General features: G+C 45.5%; 19 protein-coding genes and 2 pseudogenes. 10 read left to right on the forward strand and 11 right to left on the reverse strand.

What is annotated here, in order from left to right; translation table 11 throughout:
• Positions 1 to 55: 55 nt before the first annotated feature.
• A complete protein-coding gene (gene deoC, locus R7Z77_RS13680) occupies positions 56 to 832 on the reverse strand; it encodes a deoxyribose-phosphate aldolase (RefSeq protein WP_005380133.1) in 777 nt (258 codons plus the stop codon).
• A 90-nt stretch (positions 833 to 922) separates the two neighbouring features.
• On the opposite strand from deoC, the gene R7Z77_RS13685 reads away from it, so the two are divergent.
• Entirely contained in the window at positions 923 to 1057 is a 135-nt protein-coding gene (locus tag R7Z77_RS13685) for a hypothetical protein (protein WP_005391675.1), read from the forward strand.
• 358 nt (positions 1058 to 1415) lie between these two features.
• On the opposite strand, the gene R7Z77_RS13690 is transcribed toward R7Z77_RS13685, so the two are convergent.
• The 5 genes from R7Z77_RS13690 to R7Z77_RS13710 all read right to left on the reverse strand — a co-directional run bounded on the left by R7Z77_RS13690 (position 1416) and on the right by R7Z77_RS13710 (position 6449).
• Positions 1416 to 2699: a NupC/NupG family nucleoside CNT transporter gene (locus R7Z77_RS13690; protein WP_005380131.1), complete on the reverse strand. Its 1284-nt coding sequence runs from the start codon at positions 2697 to 2699 to the stop codon at positions 1416 to 1418.
• A 204-nt stretch (positions 2700 to 2903) separates the two neighbouring features.
• Positions 2904 to 3677, reverse strand: a complete 774-nt coding sequence (locus R7Z77_RS13695) for a TatD family hydrolase (RefSeq protein ID WP_005380129.1) — start codon at positions 3675 to 3677, stop codon at positions 2904 to 2906.
• Positions 3664 to 3861 (reverse strand): DUF5363 family protein, encoded by a 198-nt coding sequence (locus R7Z77_RS13700; RefSeq protein WP_064376469.1) that lies wholly within the window; start codon positions 3859 to 3861, stop codon positions 3664 to 3666. Before R7Z77_RS13700 ends, R7Z77_RS13695 begins: the two co-directional genes overlap by 14 nt.
• A 94-nt stretch (positions 3862 to 3955) precedes the next feature.
• Entirely contained in the window at positions 3956 to 5545 is a 1590-nt protein-coding gene (gene prfC, locus R7Z77_RS13705) for a peptide chain release factor 3 (protein ID WP_318136711.1), read from the reverse strand.
• 256 nt (positions 5546 to 5801) lie between these two features.
• Positions 5802 to 6449, reverse strand: coding sequence for a LexA family protein (locus R7Z77_RS13710; protein ID WP_213967753.1), 648 nt, complete (start codon positions 6447 to 6449; stop codon positions 5802 to 5804).
• 117 nt (positions 6450 to 6566) lie between these two features.
• Between R7Z77_RS13710 and R7Z77_RS13715 the strand changes: the two genes are divergently transcribed.
• Genes R7Z77_RS13715 through eexS form a run of 7 tightly spaced genes read left to right on the forward strand, consistent with a single transcriptional unit; the run spans position 6567 to position 10242 of the window.
• On the forward strand, positions 6567 to 6818 hold the full coding sequence (locus R7Z77_RS13715) for a helix-turn-helix domain-containing protein (RefSeq protein ID WP_000451746.1): 252 nt from the start codon (positions 6567 to 6569) through the stop codon (positions 6816 to 6818).
• Between the two features lie 55 nt (positions 6819 to 6873).
• Complete coding sequence (locus R7Z77_RS13720) at positions 6874 to 7743, forward strand: hypothetical protein (RefSeq protein ID WP_072155927.1); 870 nt, start codon at positions 6874 to 6876, stop codon at positions 7741 to 7743.
• A complete protein-coding gene (locus R7Z77_RS13725) occupies positions 7730 to 8392 on the forward strand; it encodes a DUF6475 domain-containing protein (protein WP_311764769.1) in 663 nt (220 codons plus the stop codon). The genes R7Z77_RS13720 and R7Z77_RS13725 overlap by 14 nt, the downstream gene beginning before the upstream one ends.
• Positions 8379 to 8927, forward strand: coding sequence for a lytic transglycosylase domain-containing protein (locus R7Z77_RS13730; RefSeq protein ID WP_025610846.1), 549 nt, complete (start codon positions 8379 to 8381; stop codon positions 8925 to 8927). The genes R7Z77_RS13725 and R7Z77_RS13730 overlap by 14 nt, the downstream gene beginning before the upstream one ends.
• Positions 8924 to 9223: a flagellar transcriptional regulator FlhD gene (locus R7Z77_RS13735; protein ID WP_000210563.1), complete on the forward strand. Its 300-nt coding sequence runs from the start codon at positions 8924 to 8926 to the stop codon at positions 9221 to 9223. The genes R7Z77_RS13730 and R7Z77_RS13735 overlap by 4 nt, the downstream gene beginning before the upstream one ends.
• Positions 9220 to 9753, forward strand: a complete 534-nt coding sequence (locus R7Z77_RS13740; RefSeq protein WP_025441473.1) for a FlhC family transcriptional regulator — start codon at positions 9220 to 9222, stop codon at positions 9751 to 9753. The genes R7Z77_RS13735 and R7Z77_RS13740 overlap by 4 nt, the downstream gene beginning before the upstream one ends.
• Before the next feature lie 57 nt (positions 9754 to 9810).
• Positions 9811 to 10242, forward strand: coding sequence for an entry exclusion protein EexS (gene eexS, locus R7Z77_RS13745; protein WP_213967752.1), 432 nt, complete (start codon positions 9811 to 9813; stop codon positions 10240 to 10242).
• A gap of 32 nt (positions 10243 to 10274) precedes the next feature.
• On the opposite strand, the gene R7Z77_RS13750 is transcribed toward eexS, so the two are convergent.
• The 4 genes and pseudogenes from R7Z77_RS13750 to R7Z77_RS13765 all read right to left on the reverse strand — a co-directional run.
• Positions 10275 to 13844, reverse strand: a complete 3570-nt coding sequence (locus R7Z77_RS13750; RefSeq protein WP_213967751.1) for a conjugal transfer protein TraG N-terminal domain-containing protein — start codon at positions 13842 to 13844, stop codon at positions 10275 to 10277.
• Positions 13845 to 13847: 3 nt separating this feature from the next.
• Positions 13848 to 15236 carry a conjugal transfer protein TraH gene (locus R7Z77_RS13755; RefSeq protein WP_213967750.1) on the reverse strand — a complete coding sequence of 463 codons (1389 nt, stop codon included), beginning with the start codon at positions 15234 to 15236 and terminating at the stop codon, positions 13848 to 13850.
• 2 nt (positions 15237 to 15238) lie between these two features.
• On the reverse strand, positions 15239 to 16183 hold the full coding sequence (locus R7Z77_RS13760; RefSeq protein ID WP_064376461.1) for a thioredoxin family protein: 945 nt from the start codon (positions 16181 to 16183) through the stop codon (positions 15239 to 15241).
• Between the two features lie 290 nt (positions 16184 to 16473).
• A pseudogene (locus R7Z77_RS13765) lies at positions 16474 to 17112 on the reverse strand (IS3-like element ISVpa2 family transposase); the annotation flags it as partial.
• 68 nt (positions 17113 to 17180) lie between these two features.
• Here R7Z77_RS13765 and R7Z77_RS13770 point away from each other — a divergent pair.
• The gene (locus tag R7Z77_RS13770; RefSeq protein WP_140325295.1) at positions 17181 to 18212 is read left to right on the forward strand and encodes an IS110 family transposase; all 1032 of its coding nucleotides are present in this window, start codon (positions 17181 to 17183) and stop codon (positions 18210 to 18212) included.
• A 222-nt stretch (positions 18213 to 18434) separates the two neighbouring features.
• Here R7Z77_RS13770 and R7Z77_RS13775 read toward each other — a convergent pair.
• Positions 18435 to 18703, reverse strand: a pseudogene (locus R7Z77_RS13775) (transposase); the annotation flags it as partial.
• A 36-nt stretch (positions 18704 to 18739) separates the two neighbouring features.
• Between R7Z77_RS13775 and R7Z77_RS13780 the strand changes: the two are divergent.
• The gene (locus R7Z77_RS13780) at positions 18740 to 19498 is read left to right on the forward strand and encodes an MIT C-terminal domain-containing protein (RefSeq protein WP_311764767.1); all 759 of its coding nucleotides are present in this window, start codon (positions 18740 to 18742) and stop codon (positions 19496 to 19498) included.
• Positions 19499 to 20163: the final 665 nt, after the last annotated feature.

The following is a 20163-nucleotide window of genomic DNA, read 5'->3' on the forward strand; positions in this document are numbered from 1 at the left end:
AGAAGAGGTTTGGTAGCACCCGTTTAGGTGCTACCGTTCAGACGTATTATTGGAATTAGTACGCTGTTGGATCAGCGACGTCGTCCGATACTTCTAATGTATTTAGTAGGTTGGTTAGCAGGCTAGACGCACCAAAACGGTAGTGACGAGCATCAACCCAGTTGTCACCTAGGATTTCGTCAGCCATTGCTAGGTATGCTGCTGCGTCTTCAGCAGTGCGCACACCACCTGCTGGTTTGAAACCAACAGTTTCTGCAACACCCATGTCGCGAATAACTTCAAGCATCATGCGAGCGTATTCTGGTGTTGCGTTTACTGGCACTTTACCAGTTGAAGTTTTAATGAAGTCAGCACCTGCTTCAATACAGATTTGAGATGCTTTCTTGATTAGTGCTTCTTCTTTTAGTTCACCTGTTTCGATGATCACTTTAAGAAGAATGTCACCACAAGCTTCTTTACATTGCTTAACTAGTTCGAAGCCTACTTTCTCATCACCCGCCATTAGCGCGCGGTAAGGAAAAACTACGTCAACTTCGTCTGCACCGTAAGCAACCGCCGCTTTTGTTTCAGCAACTGCGATTTCAATGTCGTCGTTACCATGTGGGAAGTTCGTTACTGTTGCAATACGAACCTCTGGCGTACCTTGCTCACGAAGTGTCTTCTTAGCAATAGGAATAAAGCGAGGGTAAATACAAATTGCAGCTGTGTTGCCTACTGCTGTTTTCGCGTCATGACATAGTGAGATCACTTTTGCATCAGTGTCATCGTCATTCAACGTAGTTAGGTCCATAAGTTTAAGTGCACGTAGCGCTGCTGCTTTTAAATCGCTCATTTCTATCTCCGATCAATATTCAAAAAATTCACTACTCAGCCTTACATCACGTCTTTAACTATAATCAACAAGTCGAGACAATGTGAGTAAATGGCTAAACAGTCTATTAATGAACGGACTTGGTTCCCTGAAGACTCGGCATATACAGCGAAAATTTATCATATGCCAATTGCTATCCTTGTCACCGCACAGTACCAGTTTGGCCTATGGCACAACAATCTATGATTGCGGTGTCTTTAATATCACATCACAAAGCAAAACGCCTATTAGATCTGATATTGCAGGGCAATTCATTTGCCCATCGATTATGTAATATTCATTACGTGATTAAGAATCAAGCTTAACCACTATCCTGTGATTAATACATTATAGAGTTTCACCGCAAAACTGTAGCACCAAATAGAGCGCAAACGGTTTGTATCTCAAAATTTCCTAGCCCCTATTCCATTGACTGCGTAATACCTCGACTAAGGCAAACACCCGATGAAATTTTGGAGCCCGAAAAACGAAAAATGCCCCGCAGCAATCTCTTGCTACAGGGCATGATGTAAAACGGCGTCTATATATTAAGAACCGATTCTAATTATAGTGCTGCAAGGCTTAAGCAGAAGCCTGCAATTGTCGCTGCCATAAGGTTAGACAACGTACCTGCAAGAACTGCTTTAACACCCATGCGAGCGATGTCACTACGACGGTTTGGTGCAAGGCTACCTAGACCACCAAGTAGAATCGCGATAGAAGAAAGGTTCGCGAAACCACATAGTGCGAATGAGATGATAGCTGTTGTCTTCTCAGACATTACTTCACCAGTTGCCGCGATTACTTGAGCGTTTTCACCTAGATATGGTGTGAAGTTCAAGTAAGCAACGAATTCGTTCACTACGATTTTCTGACCGATGAATGAACCAGCTGTTACAGCTTCTGCCCATGGAACACCGATTAGGAATGCTAGTGGAGAGAACGCGTAACCTAGGATTAGCTCTAGTGTTAGTTCTGGCATGCCGAACCAACCACCGATGCCACCTAGCATACCGTTGATTAGCGCGATTAGACCAACGAATGCGATTAGCATTGCACCTACGTTAAGCGCAAGTTGTAGACCAGAAGCCGCACCGCCCGCAGCTGCGTCGATTACGTTAACTGGTTTGTCGTCACCGCCGTCCATCGCTTCTTCGATACTTTCGTGAGGCTGGTCAGTCTCTGGGTGAAGGATTTTAGCGAACAGTAGACCACCTGGTGCTGCCATGAATGATGCCGCAACTAGGTACTCTAGTGGAACACCCATAGATGCGTAACCTGCTAGTACACCACCAGCAACAGAAGCTAGACCACCACACATTACCGCGAATAGCTCTGATTGAGTCATTTTTGGAACGAATGGGCGAACAACTAGAGGTGCCTCAGTTTGACCTACGAAAATGTTAGCTGCAGCTGACATTGATTCCGCACGAGAAGTGCCTAGCGCTTTTTGTAGTGCGCCACCAAGAATCTTGATAACCCATTGCATAACGCCAATGTAGTAAAGAACTGAAATCAGTGCAGAGAAGAAGATCAGTGTAGGAAGAACACGGAATGCGAAGATGAAACCGCCGCCGCCGAATACTTCGAACATCTTGTCAGAAACAAGACCACCGAACAGGAATGATGAACCATCGTTACCGTAGTTGATAACGTTAGAAACACCTGAAGAGAAACCGTTTAGTAGATCACGGCCCCAAGGTACATACAGAACAAATGCACCTAATGCGAATTGGATAGCGAATGCGCCACCCACAGTTCTAAAGTTGATAGCTTTTCGGTTGTTAGAAAATGCCACTGCAATCGCAAGAAGCACTACCATACCGATTAGGCTCATAAACAGGCTCATAGTTTATGACTTCCTTATAAGTTATTTATTGGCGTGTTACAAAATGGAGCTATAAAGCGGGGGCAATTATACTCATGCAGAATCAATTAAAGTAATGCCAGCCTCACACTTTCCTATAAGATTCATGATTGATTCAACCAGCTTTGTGAGTTAATTCACAATAAGCAGGAAAACGTTTTCGATTTCAAACCACATCTTTAGATTTTATTCACATATCGAGAAAGCAAAATTGCTATTTTTCCACAGTTGAGAGGCAATCGATTGCTTTCGGCCGTTATGCAACTCTACGAGCTCATTAAAGACGTGAATGAGTTTGGCTGGGTGATTTGACTCCCCTTGATATCCAAGTATAGGCATATCTGGTGCGTCTGTTTCGATTACTAGGTTTTCGAGTGGTAATTTTTGAATTGCGTCGCGTGTTTTCTTGGCTCTTGGGTAGGTAATCGTTCCTCCTACACCGATAAAAAAACCTAATTTGACCCACTCCATGGCTTGCTGATAACTCCCAGAAAAAGCGTGTAGCACACCACCTCTAGGGAGATTCGCCGCTTTCACCATTTGAATGAGGCGATTGTGCGCTTTTCGGCTATGTAAAATAACTGGGAGTTCGAAGCGTCTAGCCAGCTCAAATTGAACTTCAAGTATCTTTTCTTGCAACTGTGGATCAACATCAATGGCAAAATCTAAACCACACTCTCCTATTGCCACGCACTGCTGCCCTTTTTGATTTAGATAGCCTTCTAGCTCTGTAAGGTGCTGCTCAACGTTATCTTCAAGAAAATACGGATGAAAGCCGAGAGCATAATACAAATTGGCATGTTGCTCTGCCAAAGTTTGAATACGAGCCCAATTTTGCGGACCGACGGAAGGAATCAAAATTCTTGCGACGCCTTGCGTTTGAGCAAGCTCAAGTTGATGCGCAAAGTCATCTTGAAACACATCAAAATCAAAGTGGCAGTGCGTATCAAAGAGCTTCATCTTGACGCTTTTTATCTGTATCTGCGGGCAGAAAATCAGAGGATGGTTGGGCTTCACTCTTCTCTTTAGTTTGATGGGCAGGGTCTTTTCGATATGGGACGCAACTGCGTTTCTGGTCGGGGGTTAACCCCATTTCTTTACACCAATTGTCGTAACGCTTTAGCCCACGTTTAAACCAGTTCATATCTTATCCTTATATAAAAACGCCCTTGGCTAAGTTTATAGCCAAGGGCGTTTTAAAATCTAGTTTGCGTTAAGGCTTACCCTAACCGCACAAATTAGTGCTCGCGCGTCGCACGGAAATCAACGTCAGGGAAACGCTCTTTCGCTAAGTTTAAGTTAACCATTGTTGGAGCGATATACGTTAGGTTATCACCCCCATCCAATGCTAAGTTCGCTTGATTCTTGCGTTGGAACTCATCCAGTTTCTTCGCATCACCACACTCAACCCAACGCGCAGTTGCAACGTTAATGCCTTCATAAATCGCTTCAACGTTATACTCAGACTTCAAACGAGCCACAACAACATCAAACTGAAGTACACCAACGGCACCAACGATCAGATCGTTGTTCTGTAGAGGACGGAATACCTGTACCGCACCTTCTTCTGATAGCTGAACCAAACCTTTGAGAAGCTGCTTCTGCTTTAGTGGATCTTTCAGGCGAATACGACGGAATAGTTCCGGAGCGAAGTTCGGAATACCAGAGAACTTCAGTGATTCACCTTGCGTAAAGGTATCACCAATCTGAATAGTGCCGTGGTTGTGTAGACCAATGATGTCTCCGGCGTAAGCGTGTTCTGCACGTGCACGGTCACCAGCCATAAAGGTTACTGCATCAGAGATACTCACTTGCTTGCCAAGACGAACGTGGTTCATCTTCATACCTTGCGTGTAAGTGCCAGATACAATACGCATGAATGCGATACGGTCGCGGTGTTTTGGGTCCATGTTCGCTTGGATCTTAAATACGAAACCAGAGAACTTCTCTTCAGTCGCTTCAACTTCACGTTCAACCGCTTGACGAGTTTTCGGCGCTGGAGCCCATTCAGTTAGACCGTCTAGCATATGATCCACACCAAAGTTACCTAATGCAGTACCGAAGTAAACTGGCGTAAGATCACCTGTTAGGAACATTTCCAAATCAAACTCAGGGCAAGCACCCATAACAAGCTCAAGCTCTTCTCGAACACTTTCCGCAAGGCCTGCACCAACTTTTTCATCAAGCTCTGGGTTATCGAGACCTTTGATGATTCGAACTTCTTGAATCTCATGACCGTGACCTGATTCGTATAAAATCGTTTCATCACGGTGAATGTGGTACACACCTTTAAATTCTTTACCACAGCCGATTGGCCATGTAATTGGCGCACACATCATGCCCAACTCGTTTTCTACCTCGTCCAATACTTCCATTGGATCACGAACGTCACGGTCAAGTTTGTTCATGAAGGTTACGATTGGCGTGTCACGCAGACGCGTTACTTCCATCAGCTTACGTGTACGATCCTCGACACCTTTCGCCGCATCGATAACCATCAAACACGAGTCTACTGCCGTTAACGTACGGTATGTATCTTCCGAGAAGTCTTCGTGTCCAGGCGTATCAAGTAGGTTTACCAGACAGTCATTGTAAGGGAACTGCATTACAGAAGTGGTTACCGAGATACCACGTTCTTTTTCCATTTCCATCCAGTCTGATTTTGCGTGCTGTGCGTTACCACGACCTTTAACCGTACCTGCTTTTTGGATCGCGTTTCCGAATAAAAGGACTTTTTCAGTAATGGTGGTTTTACCCGCATCCGGGTGCGAGATGATAGCAAAGGTCCTTCGCTTATTGATTTTATTAAGAAAATCTTGGTTTGCCATGTATAAATTCTTTTAGTTTGTACACGGATTTGTACACACTTTTGGAAGTACTCTCTTTTCAGTTCTTCGCTTGTCAAATCCGTCATGTTAATCGTAATTGGCCGCTATTTTCGCTGATCTTGACTTTATAAACAATCAATGGTTATCTGATCGGTTACCATTTACTCTCAGCGTGCGCCAATGCTCAGTTGTAGCTGTTTGCAATCGTTGCTTCTTCAGCTCATGAACAACTGTGGCTAAACCACAAATTCCTTCGCTACCAAAAATCGATGATAGCTTGTCGTACTACACCAATGATGGTGCAGTTGCCGTTGATCGGTATTGCAGGGTATTGCGGGTTCAAAGGTTTTAGGTACTTCTGTTCACCATCAATGACCAACTGCTTAAAGGTTGCTTCTCTTGAATCATCAAGCCGCGCTACAACCAATGAACCAGATGAGTAAGGAGCATCAGGATCAACAACTATAACAGCACCTTCTGGTATTGATTTTTTGCCGCTTGGATTTTCCATACTGTCGCCTTTTACACGAAGCGCGAAACAACCTTCATGTGCTTTCCCTGTGACTTCACGCCACTCCTCTGCATCTTCAAAGGCAAATCCCTCCGCCATTTCAGTCCAATCCCCAGCCTGAACCCAGTTAATGAGAGGAATTCTTCCCTTAATATCAGGCCCGACTTCTACATTACCGACCCCCAAGCCAATCTCGCCATCACCTGTGGCGAGCCAATGAGCATTCACGCGAAGCGCCTCCGCGATCTGCATGGTGTAACGAGACCTAGCCGATTTACCAGAGCAAATCTGGCTGATCGACTGCTGTTTGATACCAATGCGACGAGCCAACTCAGACTGAGTCACCCCAGTAAGCTGCAAGGCATGGTTTAGTCGTTCGGATAAAGTTTTCATAAGCCCGTATTCTACAAATAAAACTGTAGCCTTTCAACAATTTTAACTGTTGACTTATCTACAGTTTAAACTGTAACATTCATTCTTGTAACAGTTTTTATTGTAACAGGAGACGGTATGGAAGTGTTCAACACGACACAAAAACATCTCCGCCGTGCCATTGACTTGGTCGGCGGGCAATCAGCATTAGCACGAGCCATCAACTCAAAGCAGCAAAACGTCTGGTTTTGGTTGAATAAATCAGGGCGTGTTCCCGCTGAATTCGTTTTACCCATCGAACAAGCTACGCAAGGACAGGTAACCCGATCTCAGTTAAGGCCGGACATCTATCCCGAATGCCCAAGCGAGCTGAAAGCCAGTAACCAGTAGGATTAAGGGCAAGTAATGGTCAGCATTTTACGTAAACACAGAAGCGAGTACCTCCATGCGTGATTATGGCAAGGTCTATACCCGCTTTTGGCTAAAGCAAAACGTTTTGTCCTGGAGTGACTCAGCGAAGTTGCTAGGACTGTATTTGCTTACATGCCCACACTGTAATTTGCTTGGCTGCTTTCGATTGCCGATTGGTTACGTTGCTTCTGACTTGAACTGGGATGAGCAACAAGTTGCTAAGGCTTTAAGTGAGTTAGAACAAGATAAGTTCCTGATTCGTTGCGAGGAATCCGGTTGGACTTTGATTCGGAGCTTTCTGAAGCACAATCCAATCGAAAACCCAAACCAAGGTAAGGCAGCCTTTCGGTTACTTAAAGATGTACCTGCCGACTTCGTTGGTATGGCATCGCTTTTGAAGTCACTTGCCGCTTTCCAAGCTCGGCTTCCAGAAGAATTTTCATCATTGTTTATGCCTGATGGCAACCCGGTAAGGGACTCTCAACGGTCGGATGACTCTGAGAGAAGCAATAAACCAACAGTTAAAACTGTTGACCACATACAGTTTGAAGACTTCTGGGATGTACAAATACGCAAAGAAAAAAAAGCGAAAGCCAAAGAAGAATGGCTACGCATGGGCCTCAATGAAGACCATGAACTCGCCTTGGAAGTGCTAACACGCTGGAAAGAGCAACGTGACAACCGATTGCAGTATCAAGATCGGACGAAGACCCCTATGCCACATAACTGGCTTTTAAACCGGCAATGGGAAGACGAGTACGTTCGCATTGATGAAGTACAGCAATCATCGACGAGCCTAAAGGGCAGCAATCACCAATTGAATATTGAAGAAAGCAATCGTCGCATCGCTGAAAGCTGGGCCGGACCAGGTATTCGGGAGGTTCGTTCAAGTGCAGGAGGTTGATAAACGCGAGTTTGCTGAAGTTTGGGGAGCAGCTTGGGCCATGTATGGCAAAAGCGTATCACCACAATTGCTATCCATCGCATTTGAAGCCCTTCGTGCTTATAGCATTGAAGAAGTGCGAATCGGTCTGACTCGGCATATTCAATCACCGGATACTGGGCAATTTTTTCCAAAGCCCGCTGACGTCATCAAGCATATCGATGGCAACTCGGGTTCAAGAGCCATGGTTGCTTGGAACAAAGTTGACAAGGCTGTTCGTCAGGTTGGCGCTTGGACATCCGTGATGTTTGACGATGCACTTATCCACCGCGTGATTTCAGACATGGGGGGATGGGTTGAACTCTGCAAAGTTGATGACAGGGAATCCCCCTTTAAGCAAAAAGAGTTTTTAACACGCTACCAGGCTTACTTGCTGCGGGACGAAGTGGGTGAATACCCAAGGCTATTACAGGGTATTGCAGACCATCAGAACCAGCAAAAAGGATTTGATATGCAAGCGCCTGTTGCCGTGGGTGACTGGTCAAAAGCGGCACAAGTTTACACGAGAGGCATCGCTGACTTTAGCGCAGTGCCTTTAAAAAGAATAAGCCCGAAAGCCATTCAGGCGCTTCTCGGAAATCAATTAGAGGACAAAAATGAAAACGATTAAAGCAAAAACCATTGCCCTAGTGATAGCCATGTCCGCAAGCACTTCAGTCTATGCGTTTCCGGGCTATCAGTGGGAAAAAGCAGCACAAAGTGTTGGTATTGATCCAGTCATGCTCTACGCCGTTGCCTTGGCTGAGTCGGCCTCACATCGAGGTCTTAACATGACCAGTCCATGGCCATACGCAATTCGCAATGGTTCAAACGCAACCTACGCCAAATCTAAGACAGAAGCGGAGCAACTGTTAAACCAAGCACTTCAAGAGAGTGAAAAATACCAGCTCGATATTGGCCTTATGCAAATCAATTTGCATTGGCATGGACATCGAGTGAGCTCAGCAGCAGAACTGCTAGACCCCATCACCAACCTTACTGTCGGCTCCAGTATTTTGGCCGAAGCAATCAAGTCTTCACCAAACGATTTAGAGCTTGGCATAGGCCGCTATCACAGTTGGAACGAAGAGCGTGCACGCTGGTATGGGCAAAGAGTGCTTTCTATCTATCGCAATATTTTACATGAACTGGAGGTCCGTCAATGACAACCAATCAACAAGACTTCTATCAATTAAATTTGGCGTACCTACACGCAGCACGAGAATTAGCGCGAATTGATCCGCAAGAGGCGGTCTTGCGCTTTGGACTTACACGCGACGTGGTGGATGCACTGATTAATGCCGGTGTTGACGACCTGCAACGAGTGGCGACCTCATCATTCATGCTGTTTCAACCAAGGGGTAACCAAAGCCAACTGATTGAGATGGTGAAGAGCAAAGGCACAGGTATCCCAAGAATCGCTTATTTATTATCAACCCTAAACAACAAGGGGGATGCATGATTGATAACCTGTCCAAAAGTGAGCTGTTTACCCGAGCCTCGCTGCTTATTAAGTACGGATTTCGAACGACCATTATCGCGCTCGATACAGGTTTGCCAATCCACATTATCAGAAGGCTGCACAAAGAAGTGACTGGTAAGTCACCTTGTCCTGGTCAATTGCCAGAATCTGATGCCATCGTTAAAAGCAGAAGAGCCCTAGTTGAAGGCTCCCTCCTGATGGCGCTTTATGTCAATATTGGTGGTGATAATGTCTACAAGCAATTAAATATCGATGCTTTGATGAAGGCTTACGATGCGTACTTGGTTGCAAGAGAAGAAGCAGATCTTCCAGCTGAGATCCCCTGGAAAAAACTGACCATCAATGAAGGTTGGGTTCTAGCTCGTGATTTAAGATCACAGCTGGCATCCTTACACCGGTGTCGATGCGGCAGTCTGTATTTGACGGTATCACAACAGCGCATTCAGCTTAAATGTCCTGTGTGCGAGATTATGGCCGAGCAAACCACTAGAGCACTTTGTGAGAACTAACATGCTGATTCATGATTTGATTGTGCACCGTCCGTGCACTTTGAGAGTACTAAGAAGATGACAAACTTACTTAAATCTTTACCAGCACGCTGCTGGGTTATTTCACTGGGGCTTTTTCTGGCGACTTTGGCTGCGGCTCATTTTTTTCCCTCAGAAATATTAACGGCATCTGCCAAGTTAGCGGCTTTGCCATTTCTGTTCTGCACCGTCGTTTTTTTCAGCTACTTGGGATTCAAAGCGACCTGTAATCCCATCGGACTTATAGCCATAATCACTATGCTTGTAGCAATCGCATATTGGCAAGCGAGTTGGACAATTGTTGGTTTGGGACTCTTTTTCTTAGCTATTTGTACTGGAATTAGATTCTTGAGTAGCCAAGTTAAAGATCCGGGTAGAACTTTGAGCATTGAAGAAAAATGGTATTGGTATAAGCTCCATTCGTTTTTTGATGGCTTTTATCCAAGGTATCCCAAAAAGCCAAAAAAATAGCCAGCCAACCACAAGCTGGCTACCTTCTATTTTCAGTTCCTTCCTGATGCCTGGTTATAGGCCCTAATATCAATCAAGTTGTTCTGAGCATAATCTCCCGCAAGCGATGCATTTGAGATCACCGCTATTTGCTTATCCACAAATGCTTTATCTTCTTCAGACACACTGTCAGGGATGTAAGCGCCACTCTCATCCTTTTGACGATACTCATTTAGCATTTGCTCCCTTAGGCCAAGCATTTCAGGCGACCAACTCGATGAGTCTTCAGAGTTGAATACGCGCCCCGCCAAACCTTCATTGAAAGCTTGAGCGAACACTTGACTTTGAATCGGGGTCAATCCCATTCTCTGCCCTTCGCTGTATGCTTCCTGTTTAAAATCATCAGCATACTGCTCTAAGAACTCACCATATCGATTGTTAACTGCCGCACCGAATGCCCCCGCCAACATGGCTTCAGACTTAGTGCCCCAGTTTACTTCGGAGGCATACTGCGAACTCGATCCACTGTATGCATCATTAAACGCCGTCAATGGGTTTTCCAAAGAGGTTCCGGCATCAACGGCGGCTTTTAAGCCATCCCAGGTTGATTTGCTGGCCACCGTTGCATTGTGCAAGAAACCTCGTGAGCCAGGATCTTCAAGCGCTTGTTCTTTGTAACTCTCATAGTCTTCGCCAAAGTGATTCAAGGTATGCAGTGCTGCATCAGTATGCTTGCCACTGAAATCACCAATAGCACTGGCGCTGTTGAAGAACATTTCAGCACCAGAAACTCCGCTATCATCAGCCATAATGCGTGCTCGCCACTGAGACCCAGCTTCACTGTTTAGTCCAGATTGATAGGTACTTGTGTCAGAAACTACGGCCTGCTGGGCTTGCTGCTGATGCGCATTCAACCGTCCATCTATACCAGACAGATTGGTTTGGTAAGCTGATTGAGCTGCGTTGAACTGAGTTTGAACAGTTGCAGCATCCTCGTAGCCGCCCAATACACCCGATTCCACTTGGCTTTGAGTGCCACCAAAAGTAGGTGCAGTTGATGACAAGCCTTCATTAGAGCGTGGCTGAATTGATCGTAAATCGGCTCCGGTAGCCATGGCCATAACAGTCATAGCTGCTTGATAATCATTGTCGCGTTCAGCGGGCGTTGAAGAGTTGCTATAGGTCAAAGATTCCATAGCTGCGGCCACATACGCCTGATTATCATCAGGTAGCAAGCGCTGATACATCGGAAGGTTTTCACGTAATCGGTTACCGGCTTCAACATGCTGGTTCATATAGCGACCTAAATAATCCATGACTTCAGGATTATCCGCCGCTAATCGGGTTAACGTCGCACCATCAGTATTTCTTTGTCCTGATAGACTGTAGCTGGCCTGATCAAGCTCACTAAAGCGGTTTGATGCCGTGACAACGTCTTGTGCTGAACTCTGAAGAGACTGATAGTCTTGGTTAGACAAGGACATCTCAACGCCAGAACGTCTTGAATCTGAAAGGTCCTTAACCATTGCATCGCGATACTCAGCACGTCGTGAATCACTCGATGCCAAGCTTTGCATCTCCCCAGTGAGCGTATTTGCGGTCGTTGACCGAGAACTGCCCTCTGATGACTCAACTTGGCCACTAAAGTTACCACCTAAATCCAAGCCTGCTCGTACCCTTGATAGTTTTGGTACACGAGATGAGTCTGGCTTATCGACTCCTGGCAAGTTGCCCTGTGGAGAATCATTGCCGCCAGTACCAAGAAGCCTTCCAAGAAAACCCTTGTCAGCAACTTCTTTCTCACCGGGATTAGTAATAGTTCCATCGCCACCGACCCTTAGGCCTCCCGATAGCACGCCCGATACCAAGCCACGTACAGCGTCTTTTTTATCGTCTCCGAAACCATACCGTGTTTGAAGGTCATCAGTAACCTGATTAACAACGGCGCTAGATGCGGAGTTAGATGAGCCGATCTGACGTCCAACCGAAGACAGGTTGTCGTAACTTAGCTTTTCACCAAAAGTTCGACTCATGGTATTCCCAACCTGACGACTAAAGGCTTGGGTTGCCTGAGTCATGGATTCTTTTGCAGAGCCGACCATTGAACCCACTGCGTTTCCGACAGAGAAACTGCTTAGTAAGTTTGACGCACCGGTCATTGCAGAACCCGTAAGGGCTGAATTTTGGAACATTGACTGTGATTGCATCACCGGGGCATTTTTCGCGACATCTGGACTTGCCATCTTTTCATCAATGGCATCACCGTTTTGAAGACGTCCAGCCAAGTGGGTAGCGGTTATTGCTGAGCCATACACAAGCATGAGCGAAATCGCCGGAACACTCGACGCCAACATGCCGCCAGTAGCTATCCAGGTTTGCAGCACTGAATCCATCTGCATCATCCCAGCAAAAGATGGCACTTCTGTACCTGCAAAGGCATCAAGAGCCGACATTTTCCCTGCAACGGTTAAATGAATATACAGGTTAATGATGGCCATGACAGGCATCCAAAGTTGAATCCAAAGCAGGATTAACAAGTACTTCCCGGCCATTCGCATCCCGATTTGGCCAAGAGCTATCACAAAGGCCATCAAAGGGGTGATGGCGTAAATGAACCCCTCAAAAAACGTCATCATCGGACGAACGATACTTTGGAACAGGGTCTGCTCCGCCGCCCATTGCGTATTGCGCTGCTCAATCGCTTGGTTAACCATGACGGCTGCGGTGAAAGCTTGATCATCCATATACTTGCCCGTCACGCTTTGCTCATAAATAGGTAAAAGCACCGACGCGGTCATGTATTCTTGGGTGTTAACTGAAGCCAAACCAAGGTTATTCAGTGCATTTCGGATCACGTCATCAGTGTCCGTTGCTGACGAAGTCCCCAATGAGGCTGACAGAACCTGTTTAAGCCTTGGAATGAAGGTTGATTCTGTCATGAGTTTCAGTTGGCTGTAGGCGTCGGTGCAGTCCAGATCGCTACTGCTACCACTGAGCATGATTCGAGTGCCATAAATGCGCGAATCAAACCTAATCGCAGTCATCGGGTTAGGATCACTCAGCACCTGATCGAGGTTCTTTTGGCCAATGTCGATACCAATCAAGGTGCACTCTTTGATGTAGTTAAACCACGATTGCTCGATGTCCGAACCGGCGACACGATTTGCATCACCCAAACCAGAGCGATCCATCACCTGTTTTCTCACTTTAATCAGTGACTGTAAACTGGATGCAAAGCCGTATTCCGTCATGGCGGGAGTTGAGAACGCCGTTTCAAACAATCGCGTGATTTGAAAGCCAACAGTCGAAATCGTACTGCCTGCGGCAGCAACACCGATGGGCACATTATCAACCACTCGAACTTGTCCCGTGTACGCATCCTCAATGCTCACTCGGGTACTGGGCCCAAACATGGTTGCAAAGACTAGCCATGAGACTAAAACGTGTTGAAAGTTAATCCCACGACCACCTTGCATTAAGGCCTGAACAGAGACCATCAATACCCCAATTAGCAAGCCAATCCGAACCATTGAAGTAAAGTCGCCTGTACCAGTGATCATCGCGACAGCATTCAGGACCTGCTCTAAAAAAGCCGAATCCCCGATGGAATAGATTTCCCACATTATCTATTCCCCCAGCGCCGTAGATTTAACGGTGTAATAACGCTGTTTGCGAATGGTCTGAATCACCTGATTAAAATGCGCCAGTAATTCTTGCTCTGAGCCGTATCTTCGCTGTAACGCGGCGTACTCCTCATTGATTTGGCGACGTGCACGTTCAAGGTCTTCGGTTAACAACTTCGCATAGGCATGATCTTCGACACCAGAGGTGCTTCTAGCTGCGTTGAGCATGTCTTCAACCAATGCTCGGGCCATCTCAACAGCAATAAATGGTGCTGCTCGTGAAGCAAACGACCTAGCGGCACCTTCATTTAATGCAGAAAGTGTTCGAATCATGCCGCCAATGCTCGCGGGAGCCGAGGCCATAAAAGCCTTTTCGGTGGTGCTAGCTGCCCCAGTATTTCGAGCAAACTTAAAAATAATGCCGTTACTAGAACCTGTACCAAGAAGTAAATTTTCGACCTGAGTTGATAACCCGGTTAGGGTCACGTTATTGATTGTCGGATTTAGACAGCCGTCTTGTGTCACTGTGTCACATCGGTACATAGCGACGTTACCGCCATGAATTAGATGCTCAATAGTCACTTTATTGCCATTCAGTCTGGTCAGTTTTGGGGCTTTACCTTGACCATCAGCCGCATTCGCTAAATCACCAACGATGATCGAGCCCGTCACGGACATAACCGCTTCAAGAAAACGGTCATCCCCAGATGCAAACCAGCTTGATGCCGAGTGACGTTTCAATGCTCGCCAAACCAAATTACCTTTAATCGTTTTGTTCACATCAGATGCCGCGACACTTGAAGCGTTCTCATATGGGTTCTTACCATTGGATTCACTCCAACTGGTAAAAACGTCTCCAGCCCCTTTAAGTGAGCTCAACATGCTGGCTTCTGTTTGCCCCTTTTTACCAAAAGCAGCCAGGGTATCGTTCACGACTCCCTGAGCCATTTGACAGGAATTGCCAAAATACTCGTTCAACTGCTGGATTTTCTTTTGCAGAGTCTCCATGTGCTGGGAACATTTCTCACACATAGCACTGAGCGCCAATTGGAATGCGTATCCCTTGGCGTTTGCAGCAACAGAACGAAGTAATTGAACAAACTGATCTGCATTAACAAATGACAAACTTCCAGCGAACATATCAATGCCGCCACAACCGGCTTGGAATGACGGAGGCACCATAGAGACGAGGTTCTCGTTCATGATCCTGTTACGAACAACAACGCTTCCGCCAGATATCACACCACGCCGTTGACTCTCGAATACACCAGGCGCAGTGGTGTTGGTCATTGAACCAAACAACTGATTCATCTCCTGTTGCAAGCTTGCTTGGCTCATAGATGAAAAACCAATCGCACAGGCGATTAGCGATACTTGGAATACTTTTTTCATCGTTATAACCCTCCTTGTGCACGCAGATAGCGAACAAGGAACTCAGGGTCCTGTAATATCTTTTCGTTAAGCTCTTGGGCTGACATCGCAAGTGACACGCCGGGTTGAACAGGTCTGGTGGCATAGTAAGTTTGATCGTCAATCCAACCGGCTTGATGGGCTGCGAGAATAATTCGATTATTGAGCTCATCAAGGCTCATTGCACCTTGGCCAATGGGAGTGATGACATTAGGTGGATCAACTAAGAACACGGCAGGGACAGTCGTAACGGACAATGATTGAGCTTGTCCTGAATCGACTTTGAAATTGGGAAACTCTCCACCCGGTAAAGGCAAGCCATCGACAGCAATAGCAAACACCTCGAAACCGTAGTTCAAAGCCATGGATTCGATGATAGGCGCTTGAGCATGGCAATAAGGGCAATCCGAACGATAGAAGAAGAACAAGCCAGCCCGTTTTGCTACTTCACCTAAAGCTACATCGCGTTGAGCGCCAGCTTCTCGATCCATCCGATTGGCAGCATAGGTCGCCAAGGGTCTGCGACTGATTTCATCCAAAACAGGATCGCCCATGACCACCTGCTGACTAACATTAGCAAATAGTGAGCCCTTATCCATCATGACGCGCTGAAGATAAAGATAGGCTCTGACATTCTCACTCGTCGGCTCATCTATTGCCTTGTCCATAAACGATTGCATGTGCTCACGAAACCAGGCAGCACTGAAGGGCTTTAGCTCGCTCTGAATCGACTCTGCCGCACCAGATTCCGGCTTAATAAGCTCTTCAGCCTCCGCTGGCTCAGGAATGACCTGATACCAAAACCAGCCTTCCTGACCACGCTGATAGAATTGCCCATCACTAGCACGGGCGGGCAAGATGAATAGAAAGAGAATAATGATTGGGATGGTCACCCATAGGATGAACCAAGGTAACAAAGGGGTTCTCATTGTCAGCTCCAGAAAATTTCACAGAGCTAACATGCTAAAGAACGCCGTTAAGGTGATTGACCAGATAGATGAAGGAATTGTGTGTGTTTCTGACTAGCTGTTGTGACCAGTAACAGTAACAACAGCTAAATTTAACGAGCCAAATTTATGATTGGACCGCTTTGAGCGATAAGTGGTCGGTCAGATGAACTCGTTTTTGGACAAAAACGTTTTAGTGACTTTGCAAATCATGGATAACTTCAGGTATGGGAAGTCGCTTTTCTTGTGTCCAGCATTGATGGTGCCGAACAGTCTCGATAGTCTTTTGAGCAATACTGGCTACCTCGATCACTGTGAACGATAACTTGCTCAGGGAATCCGCGACGGAACAAGGCCATTGATAGCGCATCGCAGACCAGCGTAGCAGTCATTCTGGTATCCATAGACCAGCCGACTACTTGTCTTGAGTAAAGATCAATAATTACCGCCAAGTACAGCCAACCTTCGCTTGTGGCAACGTAGGTGATGTCACCCGCCCACTTTTGATTCGGAGCCGCTGCGTTGAAGTCCTGAGCCAGCAGGTTCGGAGCAACAGGCATTTTATGCTTGCTGTCTGTTGTACACTTAAACTTGCGTGCGGCTTTCGGAGTCAAATCCTGACGCTTCATGCTGGCTGCAATGGTTTTAACATTATGACTATTACCGTTCTCAGCCAGTTCTTTTTGAATGCGCCTCGCACCATCTCGGCCTTTGCTGCTGTCAAACGCCTCCTTGACCTTGATATCAAGCTCTTGGCGACTTGCCTCGCGCTGGATAGCCTTGTGGCGGTGCTTAATCCAGTAATAAAACCCACTTCGAGATACCCCGAACACCTTAGCCATACGGACAACATTGAAGCACAGCAGGTGTTCGAGCATAAATTCGTAGCAATCTACTTTAGATTTTTCGCGATGTATGGAATCCACTCATTCTCTGCAAAACTTAAGCATAGGCAGGAACATGAAAACGAGGTGTCATCATGCTAAGAACGAACGTCATCGGTATAGATTTAGCAAAAAACGTGTTACAGGTTTGCCATATTAGCCGCCAAGGAGAACTGCTCAGTAACAAAGCAGTAAGCAGGCAGAAACTTAAGGAGTTACTCGCTAAATCCAAGCCATCTCTTGTTGCTCTAGAAGGCTGCGCTAGTTGCCACTACTGGGGCAGATACGCTGAGTCTTTCGGACACGAAGTACGGATAATCAATCCGAAAAAGGTAAAGGCATATGTTGATGGCCATAAAACTGATGCCAATGATGCTCTTGCCATCGCTAATGCGGCGCTCCAGATAGGAATAAAATACAGCAAGCCCAAATCAATGGAGCAACAAACCTTGATGTCTCTTGAAGCAAATCGTCAGTTTCTATCAAAAACCATAGTGTCATTGGGGCTGCACATCCGAGGCATTATTAACGAGTACGGTATCGTCAAAGCCAAAGGTACTAAAGGGCTGGCTGAATTGGTCACTTCAACACTCTATGAAAGTGATGTTTTGCCAGCAAGCTTGGTCACAACCTTGTCGATGCTATGGCAGCAATACCTTAACCTGAAAGATGAACTGAGCAAGCTCCAGAAATCCATGAACTCGACAACTCGTCAGATAGAACCTTGCAAAAGACTCATGGCACTGGAAGGTGTCGGTGAAACAACAGCTTCCATGCTCTACGCTACTTTAGGTAACGGAACGCAATTTACCAATGGACGGCAAGCTTCAGCGTTTGTTGGGCTAACACCGAAACAATACAGTTCAGGCGGTAAAGTAACAATGCTGGGCATAGATAAATTTGGCGGTGTCAAAGATCTCCGTTCAATGCTATACCTTGGTGCCATGGCATATATTTACCGATTGCCCGAATCGCCAAAAAACCAGAAGCAGGCATGGCTTATCAAGTTGGTCGATAGGGTTGGGTTCAAAAGAGCCTGTATCGCTTTGGCAAACAAGACGGTCAGGACAGCTTGGGCAATGCTCCACTATGAAACGGCTTATCAGCCAAAGCCATTATCTATTTAGCTATATGAATTAACAGATTACAAATAATGATGTTCAATGGTTAGACCAGCCTACTGAGACCCTGACTACTTCGCAATGCTTTTAAAAGCTTCTTTCGCGACAAGGACAGTAGGTGCGTACACATCAAAGGTTAGAAGGTAGCTCCTTCAATAAGAAACCGAATATACGACCGCATCTTATCCATTGCATATTTTTATCTTGTAAAACCCGTGGATTCCATATACGAAGTAGGTGGCGGCCTTTTTTACTATATCTAGCTCTTCAGCTTGCTCAGCCAATTGCCTTTTAAGCTTGGCGACTTCAGCGGCTAGATCTTTTTCCCGCTGACTGGTACTAGTGTCTTTCTTCGCGGCCTTACGCCAACCGTAGATCTGAGATTCGTGTAACGAGAGTTGCCTCGCTGCCGCAGCGACTCCCACTTTATCTGCTAACTTCAGTGCTTCTGCTTTAAATTCAGGAGAATGGATAATACGTTTTTTCTTGCTTGTCATGCTTCACCTCGTTAGTGATTGTACTCACTTAACTCGGTGTCCAAAACTGCTGGTGCGGATCAGCGAGTCAAAGACCAGCTGTTTAGGATCGATAGTACTTATGCTGATGTTAACTTTGCCTATAGTGGCAAAGCTGGTAAAGAAGTTCCTGTACAAACTTTAGAAGAGTTGCAATACCCTAACTATTTCAACAAAACTGTTGGTGATGTTGATGACATTGGCATGCCCGAACCAGAAGTTTCTTCAGTTCAGCCTAATAGTGAAAGTTCTAATCCAAGCTCAGAGGATGCTGGAGATAAAGAGCTTAAAGAGCAACACCTAACGTTTGCAGAGAATCAACGAGGTGTTAGTTATAACGGTTTGATAGGCCCTTACCTGAAAGGTGCTAAGCATATTACCATCACTGACCCATATATTCGTTTGTTTTATCAAGCAAAGAACTTGATGGAGTTGTTAGAAACTGTTGTTAAGCAAAAACAAGAAGAAGACGAAATTGTTGTTAGCTTAATAACTGTTGAAGATGAGTTCAAAGGCGAGCAACAACGTGAATATTTTGAGAAGATTCAAGCTTCACTATTTGCCGTTGGCGTTAAATTTGCTTATTCATTTGATACAACGGGTAGTCAACATGCAAGGCACATCACCACTGATACTGGGTGGAAAATTTCACTAGATCGAGGCCTAGATATTTACCAACAGTATGATGTAAATGATGCTTTTAGCCTGACGAATCGATTACAGAAGCACAGAGCATGCAAGCCATTTGAAGTTACATTCATTAAGGTTGAACAGTAAGCGATAAAAAACTGTAGGGTTCCTTATGATGAAATTTTTTAATATTTTTTGTGATTTTTGTAGCAAAAATAACATGTATGACAGAGTGTATATTCGTGAAAGTCGACTTGCTATAATTTATTTAATTTCAATAAGATAGGTTGGAAGTCCGATTTCCTCACTCCCGCCACATTCTAAAGCCCCGGCAGAAATGCTGGGGCTTTTTCGTTTTAGGTCAGTTTTGAACCCTGTTGAGTCGTGAATCAAAGCAGTATCTATGCTTTAGGGGATTGTTTTCGCAGATGTCGATAGATCTATTCGCTAGCAAAGAAGAGCAAACTAACCGATAACCATCAACAGTAGTCAAATGTTATTACTTGGCAATTATTCAGCACATCGCCTCTATCCAAAAGGGGCACCATTCTGATTTATCGTGACTGTAAGTTACTAGTGTGATTCGTTGATTTAATCTGATCCTAATGAGGCCATACTGAAGTGAGCAAAACTTCAATAAAAAGGAAATGTCCTTTCTATTAATATCTTTTCTTTTTCTCTCTCTTTTTAATATCTCCTTTTATAGTCAATTTATAATTTAATATAGTGGTTTACCCGTCATTCCGCAGCCAATTTCAGAATTAAAACAATGTGATCCAGTGATCGTTTACAAATGTTAGTGCGACAGACCT

Source organism: Vibrio sp. 1401, assembly GCF_033340295.1.

Excerpts from the sequence above, each read along its gene's own strand:
- R7Z77_RS13740 (WP_025441473.1), top strand. The coding sequence starts at position 9,220 with ATGATTGATAACCTGTCCAAAAGTGAGCTGTTTACCCGAGCCTCGCTG.
- R7Z77_RS13735 (WP_000210563.1), top strand. The coding sequence starts at position 8,924 with ATGACAACCAATCAACAAGACTTCTATCAATTAAATTTGGCGTACCTA.
- R7Z77_RS13685 (WP_005391675.1), top strand. The coding sequence starts at position 923 with ATGGCTAAACAGTCTATTAATGAACGGACTTGGTTCCCTGAAGACTCG.
- prfC (WP_318136711.1), bottom strand. The coding sequence starts at position 5,545 with ATGGCAAACCAAGATTTTCTTAATAAAATCAATAAGCGAAGGACCTTT.
- R7Z77_RS13730 (WP_025610846.1), top strand. The coding sequence starts at position 8,379 with ATGAAAACGATTAAAGCAAAAACCATTGCCCTAGTGATAGCCATGTCC.
- deoC (WP_005380133.1), bottom strand. The coding sequence starts at position 832 with ATGAGCGATTTAAAAGCAGCAGCGCTACGTGCACTTAAACTTATGGAC.
- R7Z77_RS13695 (WP_005380129.1), bottom strand. The coding sequence starts at position 3,677 with ATGAAGCTCTTTGATACGCACTGCCACTTTGATTTTGATGTGTTTCAA.
- R7Z77_RS13710 (WP_213967753.1), bottom strand. The coding sequence starts at position 6,449 with ATGAAAACTTTATCCGAACGACTAAACCATGCCTTGCAGCTTACTGGG.
- R7Z77_RS13720 (WP_072155927.1), top strand. The coding sequence starts at position 6,874 with ATGCGTGATTATGGCAAGGTCTATACCCGCTTTTGGCTAAAGCAAAAC.
- R7Z77_RS13755 (WP_213967750.1), bottom strand. The coding sequence starts at position 15,236 with ATGAAAAAAGTATTCCAAGTATCGCTAATCGCCTGTGCGATTGGTTTT.
- eexS (WP_213967752.1), top strand. The coding sequence starts at position 9,811 with ATGACAAACTTACTTAAATCTTTACCAGCACGCTGCTGGGTTATTTCA.
- R7Z77_RS13690 (WP_005380131.1), bottom strand. The coding sequence starts at position 2,699 with ATGAGCCTGTTTATGAGCCTAATCGGTATGGTAGTGCTTCTTGCGATT.
- R7Z77_RS13770 (WP_140325295.1), top strand. The coding sequence starts at position 17,181 with ATGCTAAGAACGAACGTCATCGGTATAGATTTAGCAAAAAACGTGTTA.
- R7Z77_RS13760 (WP_064376461.1), bottom strand. The coding sequence starts at position 16,183 with ATGAGAACCCCTTTGTTACCTTGGTTCATCCTATGGGTGACCATCCCA.
- R7Z77_RS13715 (WP_000451746.1), top strand. The coding sequence starts at position 6,567 with ATGGAAGTGTTCAACACGACACAAAAACATCTCCGCCGTGCCATTGAC.
- R7Z77_RS13700 (WP_064376469.1), bottom strand. The coding sequence starts at position 3,861 with ATGAACTGGTTTAAACGTGGGCTAAAGCGTTACGACAATTGGTGTAAA.
- R7Z77_RS13750 (WP_213967751.1), bottom strand. The coding sequence starts at position 13,844 with ATGTGGGAAATCTATTCCATCGGGGATTCGGCTTTTTTAGAGCAGGTC.